At 27.1% G+C, this 20,566-nt stretch carries 15 protein-coding genes, 1 pseudogene and 1 riboswitch; of the genes and pseudogenes, 13 read left to right on the plus strand and 3 right to left on the minus strand.

From position 1 onward, the window contains the following. Positions 1 to 68 precede the first annotated feature (68 nt). The 8 genes from AAHM98_RS02005 to AAHM98_RS02040 all read left to right on the plus strand — a co-directional run bounded on the left by AAHM98_RS02005 (position 69) and on the right by AAHM98_RS02040 (position 10,783). Positions 69 to 1,184 carry a DUF2130 domain-containing protein gene (locus tag AAHM98_RS02005; protein WP_342276838.1) on the plus strand — a complete coding sequence of 372 codons (1,116 nt, stop codon included), beginning with the start codon at positions 69 to 71 and terminating at the stop codon, positions 1,182 to 1,184. A gap of 53 nt (positions 1,185 to 1,237) precedes the next feature. After that, on the plus strand, positions 1,238 to 2,302 hold the full coding sequence (locus tag AAHM98_RS02010) for a hypothetical protein (RefSeq protein ID WP_342276839.1): 1,065 nt from the start codon (positions 1,238 to 1,240) through the stop codon (positions 2,300 to 2,302). A gap of 507 nt (positions 2,303 to 2,809) precedes the next feature. Continuing rightward, positions 2,810 to 3,058 carry a hypothetical protein gene (locus tag AAHM98_RS02015; protein WP_342276840.1) on the plus strand — a complete coding sequence of 83 codons (249 nt, stop codon included), beginning with the start codon at positions 2,810 to 2,812 and terminating at the stop codon, positions 3,056 to 3,058. Between the two features lie 59 nt (positions 3,059 to 3,117). Beyond that, a complete protein-coding gene (locus tag AAHM98_RS02020; protein WP_342276841.1) occupies positions 3,118 to 3,576 on the plus strand; it encodes a hypothetical protein in 459 nt (152 codons plus the stop codon). 263 nt (positions 3,577 to 3,839) lie between these two features. After that, positions 3,840 to 3,928, plus strand: a riboswitch (TPP riboswitch). 64 nt (positions 3,929 to 3,992) lie between these two features. Beyond that, positions 3,993 to 5,042 carry an energy-coupled thiamine transporter ThiT gene (locus tag AAHM98_RS02025; RefSeq protein WP_342276842.1) on the plus strand — a complete coding sequence of 350 codons (1,050 nt, stop codon included), beginning with the start codon at positions 3,993 to 3,995 and terminating at the stop codon, positions 5,040 to 5,042. Between the two features lie 339 nt (positions 5,043 to 5,381). After that, positions 5,382 to 6,413: a phosphate acyltransferase PlsX gene (gene plsX / locus AAHM98_RS02030; RefSeq protein ID WP_342276843.1), complete on the plus strand. Its 1,032-nt coding sequence runs from the start codon at positions 5,382 to 5,384 to the stop codon at positions 6,411 to 6,413. 20 nt (positions 6,414 to 6,433) lie between these two features. Further along, complete coding sequence (gene rnc, locus AAHM98_RS02035; protein ID WP_342276844.1) at positions 6,434 to 7,138, plus strand: ribonuclease III; 705 nt, start codon at positions 6,434 to 6,436, stop codon at positions 7,136 to 7,138. Positions 7,139 to 7,246: 108 nt separating this feature from the next. After that, positions 7,247 to 10,783 carry an ABC transporter permease gene (locus AAHM98_RS02040; protein WP_342276845.1) on the plus strand — a complete coding sequence of 1,179 codons (3,537 nt, stop codon included), beginning with the start codon at positions 7,247 to 7,249 and terminating at the stop codon, positions 10,781 to 10,783. 200 nt (positions 10,784 to 10,983) lie between these two features. Here the strand turns inward: AAHM98_RS02040 and AAHM98_RS02045 are convergent. After that, a pseudogene (locus tag AAHM98_RS02045) lies at positions 10,984 to 11,669 on the minus strand (DNA methyltransferase). A 250-nt stretch (positions 11,670 to 11,919) separates the two neighbouring features. Here AAHM98_RS02045 and AAHM98_RS02050 point away from each other — a divergent pair. Next, entirely contained in the window at positions 11,920 to 12,105 is a 186-nt protein-coding gene (locus AAHM98_RS02050) for a hypothetical protein (RefSeq protein WP_342276847.1), read from the plus strand. Between the two features lie 72 nt (positions 12,106 to 12,177). On the opposite strand, the gene AAHM98_RS02055 is transcribed toward AAHM98_RS02050, so the two are convergent. Beyond that, positions 12,178 to 13,893: a ribonuclease J gene (locus tag AAHM98_RS02055; RefSeq protein ID WP_342276848.1), complete on the minus strand. Its 1,716-nt coding sequence runs from the start codon at positions 13,891 to 13,893 to the stop codon at positions 12,178 to 12,180. Between the two features lie 165 nt (positions 13,894 to 14,058). Next, a complete protein-coding gene (gene def / locus AAHM98_RS02060) occupies positions 14,059 to 14,649 on the minus strand; it encodes a peptide deformylase (RefSeq protein ID WP_342276849.1) in 591 nt (196 codons plus the stop codon). Positions 14,650 to 14,756: 107 nt separating this feature from the next. Between def and AAHM98_RS02065 the strand changes: the two genes are divergently transcribed. The 4 genes from AAHM98_RS02065 (at position 14,757) to parC (ending at position 20,524) form a co-directional block, all read left to right on the plus strand. After that, a complete protein-coding gene (locus tag AAHM98_RS02065; protein WP_342276850.1) occupies positions 14,757 to 15,320 on the plus strand; it encodes an RsmD family RNA methyltransferase in 564 nt (187 codons plus the stop codon). Positions 15,321 to 15,327: 7 nt separating this feature from the next. Continuing rightward, on the plus strand, positions 15,328 to 15,912 hold the full coding sequence (gmk, locus tag AAHM98_RS02070; RefSeq protein WP_342276851.1) for a guanylate kinase: 585 nt from the start codon (positions 15,328 to 15,330) through the stop codon (positions 15,910 to 15,912). Positions 15,913 to 16,061: 149 nt separating this feature from the next. Beyond that, positions 16,062 to 17,984, plus strand: a complete 1,923-nt coding sequence (gene parE, locus AAHM98_RS02075) for a DNA topoisomerase IV subunit B (RefSeq protein ID WP_342276852.1) — start codon at positions 16,062 to 16,064, stop codon at positions 17,982 to 17,984. A gap of 56 nt (positions 17,985 to 18,040) precedes the next feature. Beyond that, a complete protein-coding gene (gene parC, locus AAHM98_RS02080; protein ID WP_425289601.1) occupies positions 18,041 to 20,524 on the plus strand; it encodes a DNA topoisomerase IV subunit A in 2,484 nt (827 codons plus the stop codon). Positions 20,525 to 20,566: the final 42 nt, after the last annotated feature.

The raw sequence follows: 20,566 nt of genomic DNA on the forward strand, positions 1-20,566 counted from the left end.
AATTTCTCCTTTATATACTGTACACTTATAATTATTACGTTCAATTTAGAAAGGAAAATAACCAATTTATGGCATTTAAAATTATGTGTCCCCATTGTCACAAACCAATTACAGAAAAAGATTTTCAAGAAAATGAACAAGCAATTGCTCATTTACAAGAATTTTTTAATAGTCAAGAAACAAAATATAAACAAGAATTAACAGATAAATTGCAAAGTCAGTGATTAACACAACAAAAAGCGATTTTAGAAGCACAACTAAAAACCCAAGAAGCACAATTAACAAAAGACCAACAAAAAGTTGTTCAACAATTACATACCGAAAAACAAAAGGAATTAAATAACCTTAATAATAAAATCCAAGAATTAGTTATTGAAAATAAAAACTTTGAAGCCGAACTAAAAACCCAACTAACCGCAAAAGAATTATCTGTTTTAAAAGAGAAACAAACAATAATTGATACTATTAAAGACCAAAATATTAAAAAAGAAAGTGAATTAAATTTAAAAATTGCTGAACTAACACTAAAACTAGAACAAGGACGTAATATTAAAAGTGGTATTTTAGGTTCTAATTTAGAAAACGATTTCGAACGAACAATGAACACTTTTTACTTAAGCGATAACTTTGAAAAAACAACAAAAGCTATTAATGGTCGCAAACCCGATTTCATGTTAGGCATTACTAATCCACGCAATGAAAAAAAAGAAATGGGAAAAATCTTATTTGAATTAAAGAATCAAGAAAAATTAATACTTAGTGATGTTGAAGACAAGTTAGTCAAAGAATTAAAAGAATGAAATGGTGACTTTGGACTAATCATTTGAGCATATGCTCATGCCCCATTTACGCATTCTAAAACCCACAATAATATTTTCATTGTTAATACTGATTTTGAGATTTTAGTATTAATAGTTAATGTTTTAAAAATGTTAATCAACAAGAGATTTACCTTAGAAAACCAACAACAAATTAAAGACCAAGATGAAAAAATGATGGAAAAATTTAAATCATGAATGGAAAATGACTTTAACAAACTAATCGGAAAAGTTATGGGTGAATTTGATAAATTTGATAAAAGTATCTCGGATTTAGGAAAAACAACTGCTAATTTAACAAAAATTAAAGATAATTTAAAAACAATTCTAACTGAAAAAATTGAGAATAAACTAAAAACCTTCTAAAATTTTGTGATATGTTATAATTATTTAACAGATCACTGGTGGGGGTAAAGAAAATGAAAAAGATTCTTAGATTTTTCACGTTTCTTAGTAGCTTATCGATAGTTACTATTAACAGTTTACTAGTAACAGGATGCTCATTATTTGCTCATAATTTTAACCGTAATGACAAAGTTAGTATGTTACAATATGACATTCCTGGTGAACATGATTTTATTTTGAAATATGAAACTGAAATCGCTAACAAAGCCAGCGATACTAGCATTAATGAGTTTAATAATTTGTATGATAATACTACTAGTAAAAAAAATGTATTATGGCAAAATTATGCTAGTCTTCAATCTGACCTATTGAATACTAAAATGGGAATCGGTTATAGTGAAACTAATTGGGATCAATTGCTTAATGAAGAAAAAGTTACTAATGATGAAAAGACCGTAGGAGAAAATAATATTCTCCGTCTTTACAACATCATTGGTCAATTATATGGTAAAGATGTGGTAACAAAACTAATTCAAAATATTACTGAAGTACCATTAAATAATAACATTGTAGCATGAACAATTTATGATCCTAGTTATAATAATTTAAGAATGGGCTTTGATAGTGAATCTTTTAACACTAGTTTTATCGATCAAGAATATCGTGAAGGATGATGGGCATCTGATGATATTATTAGTATTGTTGCTCATGAATTTGGTCATGCACTAAGTATTTATTTAAGTTTAGATGATACCAAACGTGATACTTTTAATAATAATTGAAACGTAAAAAGTAATAATGAGAATTGTAATTTAGGACCATCTGTTACTAAAAATAATAGTTTATCTGTACAATCGCAACATCTAATTCCTGAGTGTGTAGACAACTTTATGCAATATTTAAATATAAAAGATAATGTTGTGATTACTAATGAAGTAGAAAAAAAATTATTTCCATTAGTGGTGGTACGTAGTAATTTTGGTCGTGGTTATTGAATTAATCTAGATATGAAGATTCCCCCAGATGAGTTATTTGCTGAAGCATTTAGCGAATGAATATTAACTCCAGAAACACAAAGGAATTGTAATTGAGAGTTGTTAAATGATTTCTTCATGGATTATTTACCTAGTATTTTTTAACAAGAATTTACTATTAAAATGATACCTTATGTATCATTTTGTTTTTGTAAAAGATATGAGTTAGATAAGTTTGTGCGACCCGAAAATCGTAATTTTGTAAGGGTTCAATTATCTTTTCTCTAGACATCAGAGATAATGCATGTCTCACATTCTACTGAGGACTTTAAAAGAAAATAGTCCTAAAAAAGGGTTGTTAATCCATTTTTTTAATTATATAATTATTCATAAAATAAAGATTTGATTTAAAATCGTGGTTAATTAATTTTAGTTAACAGCGATTTTTTATTGTTTTTTATTTTAAAATTAAAGAAAAAGGAAGAAAATATTAATTTATAACAAAAGTAGTGATACATTATAAAGTTTAATTTATCAATAAAAGGCAGATTGTTAATACAAATGCAACGATTTAATTAAAATTTAAACTATATATGTAGTGTGATGGTAAAAATTAGGTCACCACTACTTTTCTACAAAATTAAAAAATTATTTTAGAAAGAAGAAAAAATAATGCCTCAAAAAAGTGAAATTATTCGTAAAATATTTCAAGAAAATAAAATATTAATTATTACAGGACTGCATGGTGTTGGTAAAGGAACAACAATAGAAAAGTTACTAGAAGAAAAATATAAAGATTTAAAATTAGAATTATGTCATAAAGTTACTAATAAAATAAATGGATCAGATAAAAAAGGTATATTAAAAACTTCAAACGAACAATTTAATCAAGAAAAAGAAAATAATATTATTTTTTTTTAAAAAATAGTTGCAAAGAACCAAATGAATTAAAAAGATTAACAGGATTTAGAATTTCTGAAATGCTAAAAATTATTAATAATGGAAAGATACCAATTTTAGAAATTGGTGATAATAAAAATTCTTTAGAATTTTTACAAATGAATAATCTTTTAAATCAAAAGCATATTTTAATAGTTTATATTAATTCTACTAATAAAGAACAAATATTAAAACAAATTAAAACTCGTGGTAGAGGAAATGAAGTAGGAATAATTAGAAAAAATAATTCTAATGAAAAATCAAGAAAAGCAAACCTAATCGAAAACGTTTGTAATTATGTTGTTATAAACAAACCAAAAGAACAAGAACAACTTGTTAAAGAAATTTCAGAAATTATTAAAAATGTTTTTGATTTAAAAAAAGAAGATTCAATGCAAGAAACGCTTTTAAAAATACAAAATATAGATGAAATACAAGAAGATTTAAATTATCATCGCAAACAAGATAATGTTTCTACAAAACAAGGATTTTCACTTTAAATAAGATAATGTTTTTTAATTTTGTAAAAAAGTAGGGGAAGAATCCTGAATTGTAAATACTAACCTTTATTAAAAATTATATCTAACATAGTTTTTTAAACCATTTTTCTTAATTTTAAAGGGTATTTTTAATAGGTTCTGCAAGAGGTCTAATGAATAATTTAATCTACTAATATAATTAAAATAATTTTTTTATCTCATTTACTAATTAACAATGTTATAATGTTGTTAAATATCAAATTAATTTGATATTTAACAACATCCATATAAAGCAGGGGTGGCATTTGTCTGAGAAATACCCTATAACCTGATCTAGGTAATACTAGCGGAGGGAGACTTTATTTTTTAATTTGTTTTTATAATATTAAAAAATGATAGCCCTTCTGTGTTCAAAAAAATAAAGGAGTTATCATTTTATGTTATTAACCCAAATCAAAAAAGAACCAGAACTATTAAAAATTAACCGTGATAAAATTAAAAAGAATATGAGGGTTAATATGTTATTTAAAATATCTACATTAATTAATTTAGTAGTTTTACTAAGTATTCTAATTTTAGTCAGTGTTTTATCAGCATCTCGTATTAACAACTTTTTTCATATTAATCCAGATGTCGGATATAAGTTTTATAGTAGCAAACTTTGTTTAATTATAGTATCAGTTTTGTTACTAATTAGTGCCGTGTTAGTAGTAATTATTTGTTGAACTGTTAATATTGATAAAATTCATGAAAATATTTTTGTATTTTCATTCTTAGCAGTTTGTAGTCTTAATGTTATTGTTCTAATACTAAACCTTATTAAACATTATCAATGACAAAAAACGCAAGGATTTGCATTATTAAGAGCACAATGAAGAAAAAAATTTAAAGCAGCACTTGGTATTAAAAAATGAGTTACTGTTGATTATGTTATGATTGCAATGTTTACTGCTTTAACTATTGCTTGTGCTTTTATTGAAGAAAATTTACTACCCCACTTACCATATGGTGGGGGTATCGCTATTAAGTATATTCCATTAATGGTTATTAGTTTTAGTGTATCATTTGCAGCAGGATGATTAACAGGAATGATTAGTGCTTTAATGTGTTTACTATTTATTCCTGCAGGTAATATTATTAGTCCATGAAGTTATTTATTAGATTACTTCTTGCCGATGACAACGCTAGCCATTATTGCATTATTACGCTTTAATTTAAAAGCTGATAAATCTTTATTTACATATATTAATTATTGATTTCATTGTTTTATTGTTTGCTTAATTATTTATATGTGACAAACAATGTCAGGATATTTTGTTTGAATAAAGTTGTTTGGTAATAAACCATGAAATGGTTTTAACCCAATTTTTTATTCACTTGTTTACAATTTTATTCATATTTTTTTATTTACTTATCCAGTTATGCAATTAACGGTACCATTTATTTATCGTGGTTTAGTAAGTCATTATGTTGAACGCTATCGTTAAATTCCTGAGCTAAAAATGAGAAGAAAAAATAACTTTCGTTTTGTTTATTATGCCAAATATGATAAAATAAAATTTATATTCATACTAGTTTATTCCTTATAGAGTTTGTTTATCTCTGTAAGGATTTTATTTTCATAAGTAGCTAGCATGAATAGATTTTTAAAGTTTAGGGTATAACGTTTAAAAATATTCTTAAAATTTACTTTTAAAAATGTTAATAATATTATTATTACTTTTATATAATCAGTCTTTTTTAAAGTTTTTTTTAAAATTAACGTATAATTAAACTGTCATTATATTAGGTTTCGATTGTTTAAAATATATTTTATAGGAGGAATTATGAAAGTTGCTTTTGATGTAATGGGCTCAGATTACGGTAGCCTTCCTGCTATTGCTGCTGCATTACAAGTAGTAAATGAATTTAAAAATGTAAATATTGTTTTAGTGGGCGATGAAGCACAAATTAAAGGGAATTTACAAACGTTATTAAAAAATAAACCAATGCCCTCATCATTAACTATTAAAGGAACAACACAAGTTATTACTATGAATGATGGTCCATTAGCTGGAATTAGAATGACTAATTCATCTATGAGTCAGGCCATTCAACTAGTTAAAAAAAATGAAGTTGATGGTATTTTAACTTCTGGTTCCACAGCTGCTTACCTTGGTACTTGTCATTTTTTATTAGGGGAAATAAAAGGAATTAAGCGCCCTGCTTTTATGCCAATTATGCCTACGTTAATAAAAGATCAGCAAGTAGTATTACTAGACGTTGGTGCTAATATTGAAAATACTGTTGATGATTTAATAAGTTTTGCCTTAATGGCACACATTTACTGTCAAACTATTCAAAGTATTTTTCGACCCAAAATTGGTTTATTAAATATTGGAACTGAAGAAAATAAAGGACCAGAAGTTACTAAAGCCACATATGCTAAATTAAAAGCATTAACACAATCAAATGGTAAACTTAGTTTTTTAAATTTTCATGGTAATATTGAACCACGTAATGTTTTAAGTGGTGAAGTAGATATTATTATTTGTGATGGATATTCAGGTAATATTGTTTTAAAGTCAGTAGAAGGTATGGCATCTTTACTTTTTACTTTAATTAAAAATGGATACAAAAAAAATATTTTTACTAAATTCGTAGGATTATTATCACTTGGCATTTTTAAAAATATTAAAACCACTTTTGATTATAAAAATACAGGAGGAGCACAATTAATTGGTATTAATGGTATTGCTTTTAAAGCACATGGTTCAAGTGACAAAAAATCTTATTATAGTACATTAAAGTTATTAATTCGTGCTATTGAACAAGATGTTACTAATAAGATCACTAAACAAATTGAAGCATTATCATAAATATTAGAGGAGAAAAAAGTATGATTAATATTGAACATATTTTAAAATCAACTTTATTAGATAAAATTAAAAATAATAAAAATTATCGCGAAGCTTTTACACATCGTTCATTTTCTAATGAACATAATTTAAATTATTCGTATGAACGATTAGAATTTTTGGGTGATTCTATTTTAGGAAAAAATATTTCAATGTATATTTGACATTTATTTCCCGAAAAAGATGAAGGACAATTAACTAGTCTTCGCAGTAAAGCTGTACGTCAAGAAACACTTGCTGCAGCAGCCATTGCTCTTGGTTTACAACACTTTTTATTTTTAGGAAATGGTGAGAAAAATACTGGCGGTCAACAACGTGAAAGTATTTTATCAGATATTTTTGAATCTTTTTTAGCAGCTGTTTATTTAGATTTAGGAGATAAAGCCGTTAAAGCTATCCTTGATTTAACATTATTTCATTTAATTGAAGATAATCAGTTAGAAACCATTGTTGATTATAAAACTAAATTACAAGAGTTAATTCAAGCCGAAAAGCGTGACCCGATTAACTACAAAACTATTGATCAAGTTAAAAAAGATAATGTTACTTATTTTGTTGTCAATGTTTATCTGGATAATAAAATTTTAATGGGTCAAGGGCAAGGGACTAACAAAAAGAAAGCTGAGCAAGAAGCTGCTAAAGCTGCTTTAAATAAGTTATCAAAAGTTAACAGTAGTGAATTATAAAAAACATCTAATATCGTGTTAGTATATTAATAGACTACCAACTTTAACCATTCTTTTTGTGGTAAAATGTCATTTATACTTAATAAGTGTTTTAAAGAGGAGTTAATAATGTTTAAGTTATTACGTAATTATATTCGTGAACAGAAAAATAACTTGTTACAAGTATTAGGTTTAGTTTTTTTAGTAATAATTATGGTTGTGGCATTTCTGTCTATTAATTTTTCTAATGATTATCTTTATAAACAGTACACTAATAATATTGTCCATAATGATTTTAATCAAAATTCTTATTTTAGAACTCTAGATGACACAGAGTTTCGTAGAAATCACAGCCAAGATGCTTATTTAGAAAATATGAAATATTATGATAAAAATAACGCCATTATTCAATCTAAACTGGAAAATGCTACTTTTCAGTTACAATGTTTAGATAGTACTAAACATATTTATCGTTTTTTCTTTGCTGGTGGTGATGTTACTAGTGATGAATATTTTGCAATTGGTCAAAATTTAACCACAATTTCTCCTAAACCCTATATTGATTTTAAAGTTAATATCCCTCTTAATTATCCTACTATTGCCAGTCATGATCAAGAAGTAGATGATGAAGTTAAATTATTAGATAAATATGTTTATGATAAAAATAATGTAGAAAATAAAACTAATTTTATGATTACTAGTGATGAAGCTTTAAAAGTTTATACTGATAAAATATATCATAAACGATCATATCCATATGCTAATAAACCATATACTGTTGCTGATATTAATGATGAAGCAAAATTATATAGTATTATGACAATGGGTATGTTATTTAAAAATATTCAATATGTGCAAACAATAGTTGTTAATGATTTATTAATAACTGGTAAGAATTTTGCTTTTATTCAAAGTGAACCTTCTGACATTGTTAATCGACCTATTATTACTGAAAATGGTGGTAAAAGTTTAAATGTCAAACCGCTCCAAGATAATGAAATCTTAATTTATGAGCAATTTGCTAAATTTAATCATCTTCATATTGGACAAACATATGTTATTGCCGGCAAAACATTTGTTATTAGAGGGTATGCTACTAGTTCTTTAACAACTAATCCTAATTATTATTTTCCTACTATTGATTTTAAAAATAATACCATTGCTTTTGCTAATAGTAATACTGTGCTTAGTGTTAAAAAAACTTTAGTCCCATTTAGTTCCATTAAAGAAAACCATTTTTTATCTTCTAAACCTGATTTAGGAGTTTCTAATATTGACAGCACTATTAATAATAGTTGGTTGTATGATTATTTACATGAACAATATAATCAAAAGATTGGGAAAAAAACTTATCCATTTAATAATGGCATTGATATTCAAAGTTTAACTTCTTCAACAAATTCTTATCTTTCGTATTCTGGTGAAGTTGAATGATCAGGTTTGAATATTATTAACAACAGAATTTCATTAATGAATCAAATTTCTAGTATCTTTCTATTTTTAATTTTTGTAGTAACTGTTATTATTATTTTTATTATTACTTTTAAGATGATTGATCGAAATAAAAAGTTGATAGGTGTTTTAAAAGCGACGGGATATAAAAGTTGACAATTAAGTTTGACCTTGGTGGTATCAATTGTGATCCCTTTAATTATTTTTGCCATTATTGGTGCTATGATTTCTATTCCTATTGCTCATTTTATTATCACTACCCATGATAGTTTCGTTGCATTAATTAGTTATGGCTGGTATTTTAATATTGGTATTTCTATTTTAGTAATTGTTATTCCTATTGTTAGTATTACCATTATTAGTTTTTTATTAGTTCTATTTTTATTACGAGTAAAACCATTAGATTTAATTGCTAATAATGTTTCGACTAAAAAATATAGTTTAAATATTGGTATTATTTTTAGTTTTATATCGCATTTTTTGATTAGAAGATTTACGTATCGTAATAAATTAGCAATTACTGTTTCTATACGTAGTTTGGGTAAAACATTAATTATGAGTTTTACTAGTATATTTGCTGCTACATTAGTTTTTTTTGCTTTAGTAGCAAGTGGATTAGTTACTGATATGCTAGGTTCTCAGTTTTCAGGTGTTAACTTTAATTATCAAAATACATATCAATTTACTAATGATGTTAAAGATAATTTTTTTACTAGTGATAATAAACTAATGTATAAATTTGATAGTGTTAATGAAATTAAAAATAAATCTTCTCTTTATCCACAATTTAAAAGTGCTTTAGAAGAAATGATAAAAGATCCTAAAACTCCAGCAAACATTGATTTTCGTGGGGGTTATATTATGGGAAGTGAATTGTTAAAGATTAGAAGAGAAATAATAGAGCCTCAAATTACTAAATTTCCTGTTGCTTTCCAACAGTTTTGAATTAATAATATTGTTTTAATTAATTATTTAACTAATGAAAATGGTCAAAATAATACTGATTTAATGGTTAGTTTTGGTGTGATTCCTTACGAAAAGAATCAAGAAGTACCATATACACAATTTAAATTTGATAAAGCTAATATATTAGATTTAAATAAATTCCCTGATATTTATTATGATAATAATACACAAAAATTATCAGATGATGCATTTAGAGTATCTGGAACATTGCGAACTGCATATGGAATTAATGATAGTTTAAAACAATTTTTAAACCCTAATTTCGATATTACTGATTTTGATACTTTCAGTAATTTAACGTTATCAAAAATGACAACATCAGTTCATTGACAAGATAAAGAATTTATTAAAATTCGTAACCAATTAATTACTGCTTTGGACATTAAAAATCCTAATAGTAGTTCTGTACAATTTATTCCTATGGCAACTTCATCATTATCATCAGTTTATGGTTTATATGATGGTGGTGAAAAATTAGGTAAAACCATTATTTATACTGTTCACGGTTTGGATAACCAAACTAAATATATTATTGGTATTAGTTATGATAATTTTTCTAAATTGCAGCCTAATATTGCTTTATTACCACAAAAATGACTAAATAGTATTATTTTAGGTACTAAAGATAATACTGGCTTGAGTAGCACTTTTGCTAATAGCAAATTAAGTAAATTCCCTAATAATGAATTAAAACATTACTTGCCGATTATTAGCACTAAAAATGATTATAAAATTGATTTATTGCAAGTAGCTAATAAGGGTTATTTAGCAAGTAAAGGCATAAGTTCATCATTATCATCAGTTTATGACATTAATAATTTACGTAGTGTAATGAATACTAACCAATATAGTTTACAAACAGTTATTTTATTTTTTGGTGTATTTAGTGTGATATTAGCGTTTATGATTATTATCATTATTACTAATATTATTGTCCGTGATAATTTAATTTTAATTAACATTTTACGTAGTTTAGGATATACTGCACCTGAAGTATCATATAATTTCTTTTTCATTATAATCCCAGTATTAGTTATCAGCAGTTTGTTTTCAGTTTTTATTGTTCCAATTTTAGCTAATACTTTAGCAGTATTACTAACTAATTTTGCTAATGTTGTGTTTCCGGTTGTCTTTCGTTGGTGATACTTTGCTATTATGATTTTTACTAACATTATTATTTATTTTGTTTCCTACGTCATTACCTGAAAACTAAATATTAAAAATAAAACAGTTAATGACTTTAACTAAATAATGTTTTAAAACAGTAAATATTAAATCCTTAGTAAGTGTTTTAATTTTTAATAAGCACTTACTTTTAATTTTGTAGAAAAGTATTGGTGGACTAATTTTTTCATCACACTACATACATATAGTTGATTTTAGATATTTTTTTGATATTAAATATTCTATCATATGCACCACTACTAGTTGGTTTTTCTTTTCTATCTTTAATTAATGCCATTAGTTTCAGTATCCTTTATATCACATCCAAGAAATATTCTATTTTTAGTTATAGCAGATTGCATAGTTGAAAAACTCCCAGCTGCTGGGTCTAAAATAATATCGCATTAGTAACAGTAGCAATAAGTTCAACTTTTAGTTCTTGTGGTTTTTGATGAGGATGGGTTTTATCATTAATTTTTTCAGATCAAAAATCTCTAATATTTCTAGTTTTTCATATATCTTTGGCTCTAATGGGTGGTTTTTGTAATATTGACAAGTATTCAGTTTGTTTTCTAGTTCTATATCCCATTCCCATTCGTACTTTATCTCAAACAATCATATCAACAATTACTAAACCTGTTTCGTTAATTCATGGTTGGATACCTTGGCATAAATGAAATTTATCAATTCATAAGAATAAATGCCCTGTTTCCATTAATACATTATCAATTTTCTTGATGAAACTAATAATAGTTTTATCATCCATTTGTTCTAATTTAGCACGTTTAATTTGTCGTTTGCCTTCATTACCATAAGATAATTTATCTAATATGCCACGATATTGTGGGTCAAAGAATACTACTGGAATGGAATTAGGTTTTATATTATCTAAAAGTTGTAAGCCATTCATAATATGTTTCTCATTAAAATTATATTTTTTGTCAATAAAAATATCATTGTCAAAAAGCATTTGTTTCGTTCGTATTTTAGTAAAAACTTACTTATCGTTAACAATCATTATTGATAAACCTTCTTAAATTTAAGACTTAAAAATCTTATAACTATAAAATTATACCAGAGTGAAACAACTAATATTGAAAAACTACCTGTCATTCAAGATATATTTTTTTTAGATTTTATGAAATTATCCAACTGCGTTATAACTTCATAGTAAATGTTAATTTTTGGTTTATATTTTATTTAGAAAGGTGGTAGTTAGAATGCCAAAAATAATGTTTAAGTTTAAAGGTCACTGAATAAATAAAGTTCATATACTTTATGTTGAAATGATTTCTGATAATGTTACGTTTTATTTTACAAATGAAGTAACGCAACAACTATCACTAGCTGCAACAGAAGCAGAGTTAAAAGCCCTAGATGCAACTTTAGTAAAAGTTGGAATTTAAAAAAACTTAATCCTTAATCTAAAAATATAAAAACTAGTATTTCTCCTATCAAATACTAGTTTTTAATATGATTTATTTTTTATTTAAAATAACAGGAATAATTAGTGGATTCCTTCTTTTTTTCTTAAAGATAAAAGGTGCTAAAGTAGATTTAACAGCATTTTTAATAGTACCAAAAGTTGGGCGTTCACTTTTTAATACTTCATTAATAGCTTTCGTTACTAATGAAATAGCTTCAGATACTAATGGTGCAGCATCCCGAACATAGAATGAACCACGAGAAATAAAAGTAGGGGGTGCTAATAATTTATTATTTTGTGAATCTATTGATATGACAATGGCAATTAATCCATCTTTAGATAAGATTTGACGGTCACGAATGACAGCTGCAGTAGTTACTCCTGACATATCTTTACCGCCATCAACATAAATGGGATCAGCAGGGATTCGTTTATCACTTAAATGACATTTACCCATATCCATAATAATAGGGTCACCATTAGCACAAATAAAGACATTTTCTTCAGGCATACCAACAGAAACTGCAGTTTCTTTATGAACCTTTAACATACGATAGTCACCATGCATAGGCATAAAGTAAGCAGGTTTAATTAAGTTTAACATTAATTTTTGTTCTTCTTGTGAAGCATGTCCTGAAGTATGCAGTCAGTTTAATGGTGAGTTTTCTTCAACAATAGCACTAAGTCTTGTTAGTTTATTTACTACTCGTTCTACATCAGCACGGTTGCCAGGAATAGCAGATGAAGAGAAAATAACAGTATCACCAGGCACAACTTTAATTTGACGATGTTCACGATTAGCAATTCTTGAAAGAACTGCCATTGGTTCTCCTTGCGAACCAGTACAAATAATGACAATTTGGTTATTATCATATTTTTTCATTTCTTCAGGTTTAATAAAAGAATTATCACGAACTTTTAAATGTCCCATCTGTCGAATGACAGTAACAATTCGTTCTAAACTTCTGCCCACCACCACAACTTTACGATTGTGTTTAGTAGCAACTTCAATAATTTGTTGTAAACGGTGAACATTAGAAGCAAAAGTAGAGATTAAGATACGACCTTTGGCTTTGACAAATAGTTCACTAATTCTTTTTACTACTAACATTTCTGTCATAGTATAGCCGGGAATTTCAGCATTAGTAGAATCAGCTAAAAATAAAGTTACTCCTTTTTGCCCCATCTGTGCCATTTTATCAATATCGGCTTTATGGCCTAATGGTGTTCAATCAAATTTATAGTCACCAGTAGTTACAACAGTACCGTTAGAGTTTTCTACACAAATTCCATAAGCATCAGGAATAGAATGGTTAACAGCAAAAAAACTAATAATAAAACGGTTAGTTTTAATTTTACTTGTTCCATCGACTACTTCGATTCTTACTTTTGATTTAGCACCTTTATCTTTAAGTTTATAACGAATTAAAGCAGCAGCTAAATTGGGAGCATAAATCACTGGAATGTCATTAATTTCTTTTAATAAATAGGGAATCCCACCAATGTGATCTTCATGACCATGAGTAATAAAAATTCCTTTAATTTTATGTTTGTTTTCTTTTAAATAACTATAATCAGGAATAACAGCTTCAATTCCTGGCATGGTAGCATCGGCAAATTTTACTCCAGCATCAATAATAATTATTTCTTCACCTTGTTCAATAACATAAGTGTTTTTTCCAACTTCTTCTAAACCACCAAGTGCATAGATTTTAGTTATTTCTTTTTTGAGTGATGTTGAAATAGGTTTAATAAGTGCTTCAGTCATTTTTGTTCCTCCTCTTTTGTATAGAGTTCTTTCTCTTTAAATATTTATTAGTATATAAGCAAATAATAAACAAAAACAAAAATAGTAATGAGCTTAGTATTTATGTTCATTAAGTTAAATTATAATTAAAGTAAAATTTTAATAAAGTTAAATTATTGTCCTACCTTATATAATAATCCATTCTTCGTTACTATGTCAAGGATTTTCCTTATTAATATGGTGATAAAACAATTTACCCTCTAAATGGTCTTGTTCATGTTGAAAAACAATAGCTTCATACCCTCGTATTGTTAAACTAACTTTTTTATTTTTTAAGTAATCAAAACCAGTAACCTTGATTTTATAACTGCGGGGTACTAATCCTTCATGATGTTTAGTAGTAACACTTAGGCATCCTTCACCTTTTTTTAAAGCAGCAATTTGTTCACTACGGCCAATAATTTTAGGATTAATTAAAGCATGTTCATAATAAGTAATAGTTTCATCTTTATTTAAAATTGGCAATAATATATAGTACATATTAACATTTTTACCAATTTGTGGTGCAGCAATCCCAATGGCTTCTGTTATAACATTGTTGGCATTAAATTCACTATCTTGTGATGCTTTTACTCAATCAATCATTTTTTTCATAATATTTTCATCGTTGTTAATTAACGGTAAAACAACTTCACTACAAGTATCTAACAATGTTTTAGTAGTATCTTGTGTTATTCATGAACTATCTGGATTTTCATTTTGTAATAGTTTTAACATTTCATTTCCTTTCATTATCATTCCATTTTTATTCTCAAATTATAAACTAAATTTGATTTTATCAAATTTAATGATAAAGTTATTATAAACGAAAATTAGGAGAAAATATGAAAATTATTGTTGGAAAATTAAAGGGTAAAAAATTAGCAACCTTAGATGGATTAGATACCAGACCAACGCTTAATAGAATTAAAGAAAATATTTTTAATATTATGGCCAATTATTGTGACTTTGATAATAAAATTGTGGTTGATTTATTTACAGGAAGTGGTAATTTAGTTATTGAAAGCTTATCCCGGGGTGCCAAATTTGCATATGCCAATGATATTAATATTGCTGCTTGTAAAATTATTAAACAAAATTTATTAGCTTGTAATTTACAAAATGATAGTAAATTAACTAATTTAGATTACCAAACATTTAGTAAAACATTAAATAGTAAGTGTGATATTTTATTGATTGATCCTCCATTTGCCAATACTAGTTGTCAACAGTGAATTCTTAATTATTTTGTCAATAATGATTTATTAAATGATAATGCTATTATTATGTTAGAAACTAATGTCCCACTTGATAATTTACAATTAAATTTCCAATTTAAAGTATTATCTAATAAAAAATACGGTAAAATATATATTAAAATAATTCAATTTTGTGAAAATAGAAAGTAGATAATTCATGTTGCATAAAAAAGGAAAATTAATTATTCTGTCTGGTCCAAGTGGTGTGGGAAAAGGAGCAATAATTACTAAACTCTTTGAAAATAAAAAATTAAATTTAGCCTATTCAGTTTCCATGACAACAAGAAAACCACGTAATAAAGAACGAGATGGTATTAATTATTTCTTCGTTGATAAAACAACATTTATGAAGAATATTGAAAAAAATGATTTTTTAGAGTACACTAATTTTATTGGTAATTATTATGGTACTAGCAAAAGTTATGTTTTAAATTTGCAAAATCAAGGATATAATGTGATTTTAGAAATTGAAGTTGATGGAGCAAGTCAAGTTTTAAAAAATTATGAACATCGTAACGATATCATGAGTATTTTTATTATGCCTCCTTCATATCAAGCATTAGAACAAAGAATTAGAATGCGTGCTAGTGAAACTGACGAAATTATTGAAAAACGCTTGAATAAAGCTAAAGAAGAATTTAAAGTACAACATCAATATGATTATATTGTTGTTAATGACGATTTAGAAGTGGCAGTATGAGAAATAACTGATATTATCAAAAAAATATTTAATTTAGAATAATATTGAATTCTTTTAAGTGTTAGTTATAAATAATAAAATTATTACAAAATAATAAATATTTAATTTTCTTTTATTCTCTTTGTCTTTAAATGTCAAGATATGTGATAAAATGGAAACGTTAAAGTAAAACTTAGTAAGGAGTTTTTTTCATGGCTAGTAAACCGAATAATAATGTGTATAATGAATCTTCCATTCAAATCCTAGAGGGACTAGAAGCTGTTCGAAAACGCCCTGGAATGTATATTGGTTCTACTGATAATCGTGGTTTGCATCATTTAGTATGAGAAATTGTTGATAATGGCATTGATGAAGCCTTAGCTGGTTTTTGCACTCATATTACTGTCACTATTAATGTTGATAGATCGATTACTGTTGAAGATAATGGTCGTGGTGTTCCCACAGGAATGCATGCTTCTAAAAAAAGTACACCAGAAGTTATTTTTACTGTCCTACATGCTGGTGGCAAGTTTGATACTAATAGTTACAAAACATCAGGTGGATTACACGGTGTTGGTGCCTCAGTTGTTAATGCTTTAAGTGCTTGAATGAGTGTAACTATTAATCGTGATAAAAAAACTCATGAAATTAAATTTAAAAATGGTGGTAAGATTGACCAACCATTAAAGCAAATCGGTAATACTTATAAAACGGGAACTAAAGTTCAATTTTTACCTGACTTTATTCGTGTCTTTGCAGGTTGTGACTGAAATATTCATCTATTTGAACAACACTTACGTGAAAGCGCCTTTTTAATTAGTAATTTAAGTATTGAGTTAATTGATAAACGTAACAATACTACTGAAACATTTCAATATGAAAATGGATTAGTAGCCTTTATGGAATATTTAAATGCTGGTAAAAAAACCATTTCCCCTGTTGTTTCAATAAAAGGTAAACAAAATAATATTGATGCTGAAATTGTTTTACAATATACCGAAGATTATACTGAAACCCTAATTGGTTTTGCCAATAATGTTAAAACTAATGATGGTGGAACACACTTAGTTGGGTTTAAAAGTGGTATGACAAAAGCTATTAATGACTATGCACGCAAGCAAGATTTATTAAAATCCAAAGACAAGAATTTAGAGGGTAATGATTTAAGAGAAGGATTAGTGGCCATTGTTTCGTTACGGATTCCGGAAAATTTAATTCAATATGAAGGTCAAACCAAAGGTAAATTAGGAACACCAGAAGCACGAGTTGCTGTTGATAATATTGTTAATGAAAGATTTTCATTCTGATTACATGAAAATAGCGATAACGCTAAAAAAATTATTGATAAAACGATTAAAGCACGTGATATCCGTAATGCGATTCGTAAAGAACGTGAATCGCTACGCAACAAAAACAAAGATACGCAAAAATTTCTTGTTGGTAAACTGGTACCTGCCCAAACTAAAAATCCAAAAATTAATGAACTATTTTTAGTAGAAGGTGATTCTGCTGGCGGTAGTGCCAAATCAGGAAGAGACCGTACTTTCCAAGCTATCTTACCATTAAAAGGAAAAGTAATTAATGCTGAAAAAACTAAAACTGTTGATTTATTTAATAACGAGGAAATTAGTATGATTATTAATGCCATCGGTGGTGGTGTTGGTACTGAATTTGATATTGAAAACTGTAATTACAGTAAAGTTATCATCATGACCGATGCCGATACTGATGGTGCGCACATTCAAATTTTACTATTGACATTTTTTTATCGGTTTATGAAAGACTTAATTACATCTGGTAATGTTTATATTGCTTTACCACCATTATTTAAAATTAGTTATAAAGTTCAAGAACAAGAGCAATCAGCATACGTATGAAATGAGTTAGAATTAAAAGATAAATTAGAAACCATCCATGGTAAATATGATTTACAACGTTACAAAGGTTTAGGCGAAATGAATGCCGAACAACTATGAGAAACCACTATGGATCCCCATGTTCGTCAACTTATTAAAATCACCATAGATGATGCATTAGTTGCTGAAAATGAAATTCAAACATTAATGGGCGATAAACCAGAAAAAAGACGTCAATGAATCGAAGAAAATATTTCTTTTGATGATAGTGACTATTAGGGAGTTGTATTATGAGTAGTAATGAAGTCAATGAATTTCAACCATTTGAAGAACAAATGTTAGTTTACCCAATTGATAATATTGTTGCAGAACGCTTTGGACGCTATGCTAAGTATATTATTTTAGAGCGTGCCTTACCTGATGTTCGTGATGGTTTAAAACCAGTACAAAGACGAATTTTATATGCCATGAATGATTTAGGACTAACTAATGATAAAGCGTACAAAAAAGCAGCACGGGTTGTGGGTGAAGTAATTGGTAAATATCATCCCCATGGTGATACTGCTGTTTATGCTGCTATGTGTCGCATGGCGCAAGAATGAAAATTAGCTTGGCCATTAGTGCAAATGCATGGTAATAAAGGTTCAATTGATGGTGATAATCCTGCTGCTATGCGTTATACAGAAGCAAGACTAAGTGCTATTTCCCAACTACTATTAAATGATATTAAAAAAGATACTGTTCATTTTAATAAAAACTTTGATGAATCAGAAACTGAACCAGCAATTTTGCCTGGTTACTTCCCTAATTTATTAGTTAATGGTGCTTCAGGAATTGCTGTGGGAATGGCAACTAATATTCCACCTCACAACTTGCAAGAAGTAATTAATGCTGTTATTATGCGAATTGAAAATCCACAATGTACAATTAATGATTTAATGGAACATACTATTAAAGGTCCTGACTTTCCCACAGGTGGTATTGTCCAAGGCATAAAAGGAATTAAAGAAGCATACCATACTGGTAAAGGCCGAATTGCGATTCGTGCTACAACTGCTATTAATATGGAGAATGAATTTCCACAAATTGTTATTACTGAAATTCCCTTTGAAGTAATTAAACAGGATTTGGTTAAAAAAATTGAAGATATTCGTTCTTTACAAAAAATTCAAGGAATTAAAGAAGTTCGTGATGAAACTGACCGTACTGGGTTACGAATTGTTGTTGAGTTAACCCATGATGCCAAAATTAATGATATTTTAAATTACTTATTTAAAAATACTAGTTTACAAATTTATTATAATTTTAACTTAGTAGCGATTGCTAATAAAAAGCCTGTCCAAATGAATTTAGTTAAGATTTTAGATTTTTATATTAACCATCAAGTTATTATTGTTACTAAGCGTTCTAAATTTGATTTAGCACAATTAGAACGCAGATTAGATATTGTTAATGGTTTAGTTATTGCGTTAAGTCAAGTTGATAAAGTAATTAAGATTATTAGAAATTCCACCGATCGCGCTCGTGCTAAACAAAACTTAATAGTTGCTTTTGAGTTTACTGAAATTCAAGCCGAAGCTATTGTCCAATTACGATTGTATCGGTTAACTGCTACTGATATTGAAACTTTAATTTTAGAAAAAGCTGATATTGAAAATAAAATTATGTTGTTAAAAGAAATTCTTGGTAATGAAAAATCATTACAACAAGTAATTATTAATGAATTAACATTAATTAGAGATAATTATCCATTACCTAGAAGATCACTTATTCAAGGTGAAATTACCGAAATCACAATTGATGAAAAAGCAACATTACATCAAGAAGCAGTTTTTGTTAGTGTTAGTTATGATGGATGAATCAAGGTTATTAGTACTAAAGTCTTAGCACAAAATCTTGATGATTATCAAGAATTTGGTCGCAAACCAGATGATATTATTATTGGCACTAGTGTCATGAACAACTTTGATAACTTATTATTGTTTACTAATAAAGGTAATTATATTTTAGTTCCAACCTTTAAGTTAGAAGAAAATAAATGAAAAGATAATGGTATTCACGTTAATACATTATGTAAAATTGATGGTGATGAAAAAATTATTAAAGTAGCAAAAATTAATACTTTTGAACAAAAAAATATTAATGTTGTGGTTGTTACTAAAAATGGTTTTATTAAGAGAATGTCACTGCTAGAGTTATCAATACTAAGATTTAATAAAATTGCTAAATATGTTAAATTAAAAGATAATGATAATGTTGTTAGTGTTAGTATCACGACAGAACATGATTTTATTATCTTATCAACAAAAAAAGGTTTTACTTTAAAATATTTAGAGTCGAAAGTACCGCTCTTAAGCAAAACTGCAGTTGGGGTTAAAGCCTTAAAACTTAATTATAATGATGACGAAGTCATTGGAATGGCTTGTGGTAATAGTAATGATATATATGGAATGATTACATCAGTAGGAACTATTAAAAGAATATTATTTAATACCATTGAACTCACATCAAGAACAGCAAAAGGTAATAAAATTTTAAAAATTCCAAAATCGAAAACGGTAACTATTATTAAAACCTTTTTAGCATCTGATGAGATTTTTATTAATATTTTAGGTAAAAAAGAAAAATGAGCAGTTATTAAAGCAAGTGACATTCCTATTACCAAAGTTAATGAAGGAATGGGAAAAGCAGAAAGCGAAAATATTATTGTTGGAAGCAATAACTTAATTATGAATCTAGTAGTTAAGGATATTATTTCCACTGAGGGTCTCATTGAAGAATCATCTGATGATTTTAATGATATTGATGAAAATATTTAAATGAATGACTAAGGTCTATTTCAATAATTTGGTTGAAATAGA

The sequence above is a fragment of the Spiroplasma endosymbiont of Nebria brevicollis genome (assembly GCF_964030895.1).
Lineage (GTDB): Bacteria > Bacillota_I > Bacilli_A > Mycoplasmatales > VBWQ01 > Spiroplasma_E.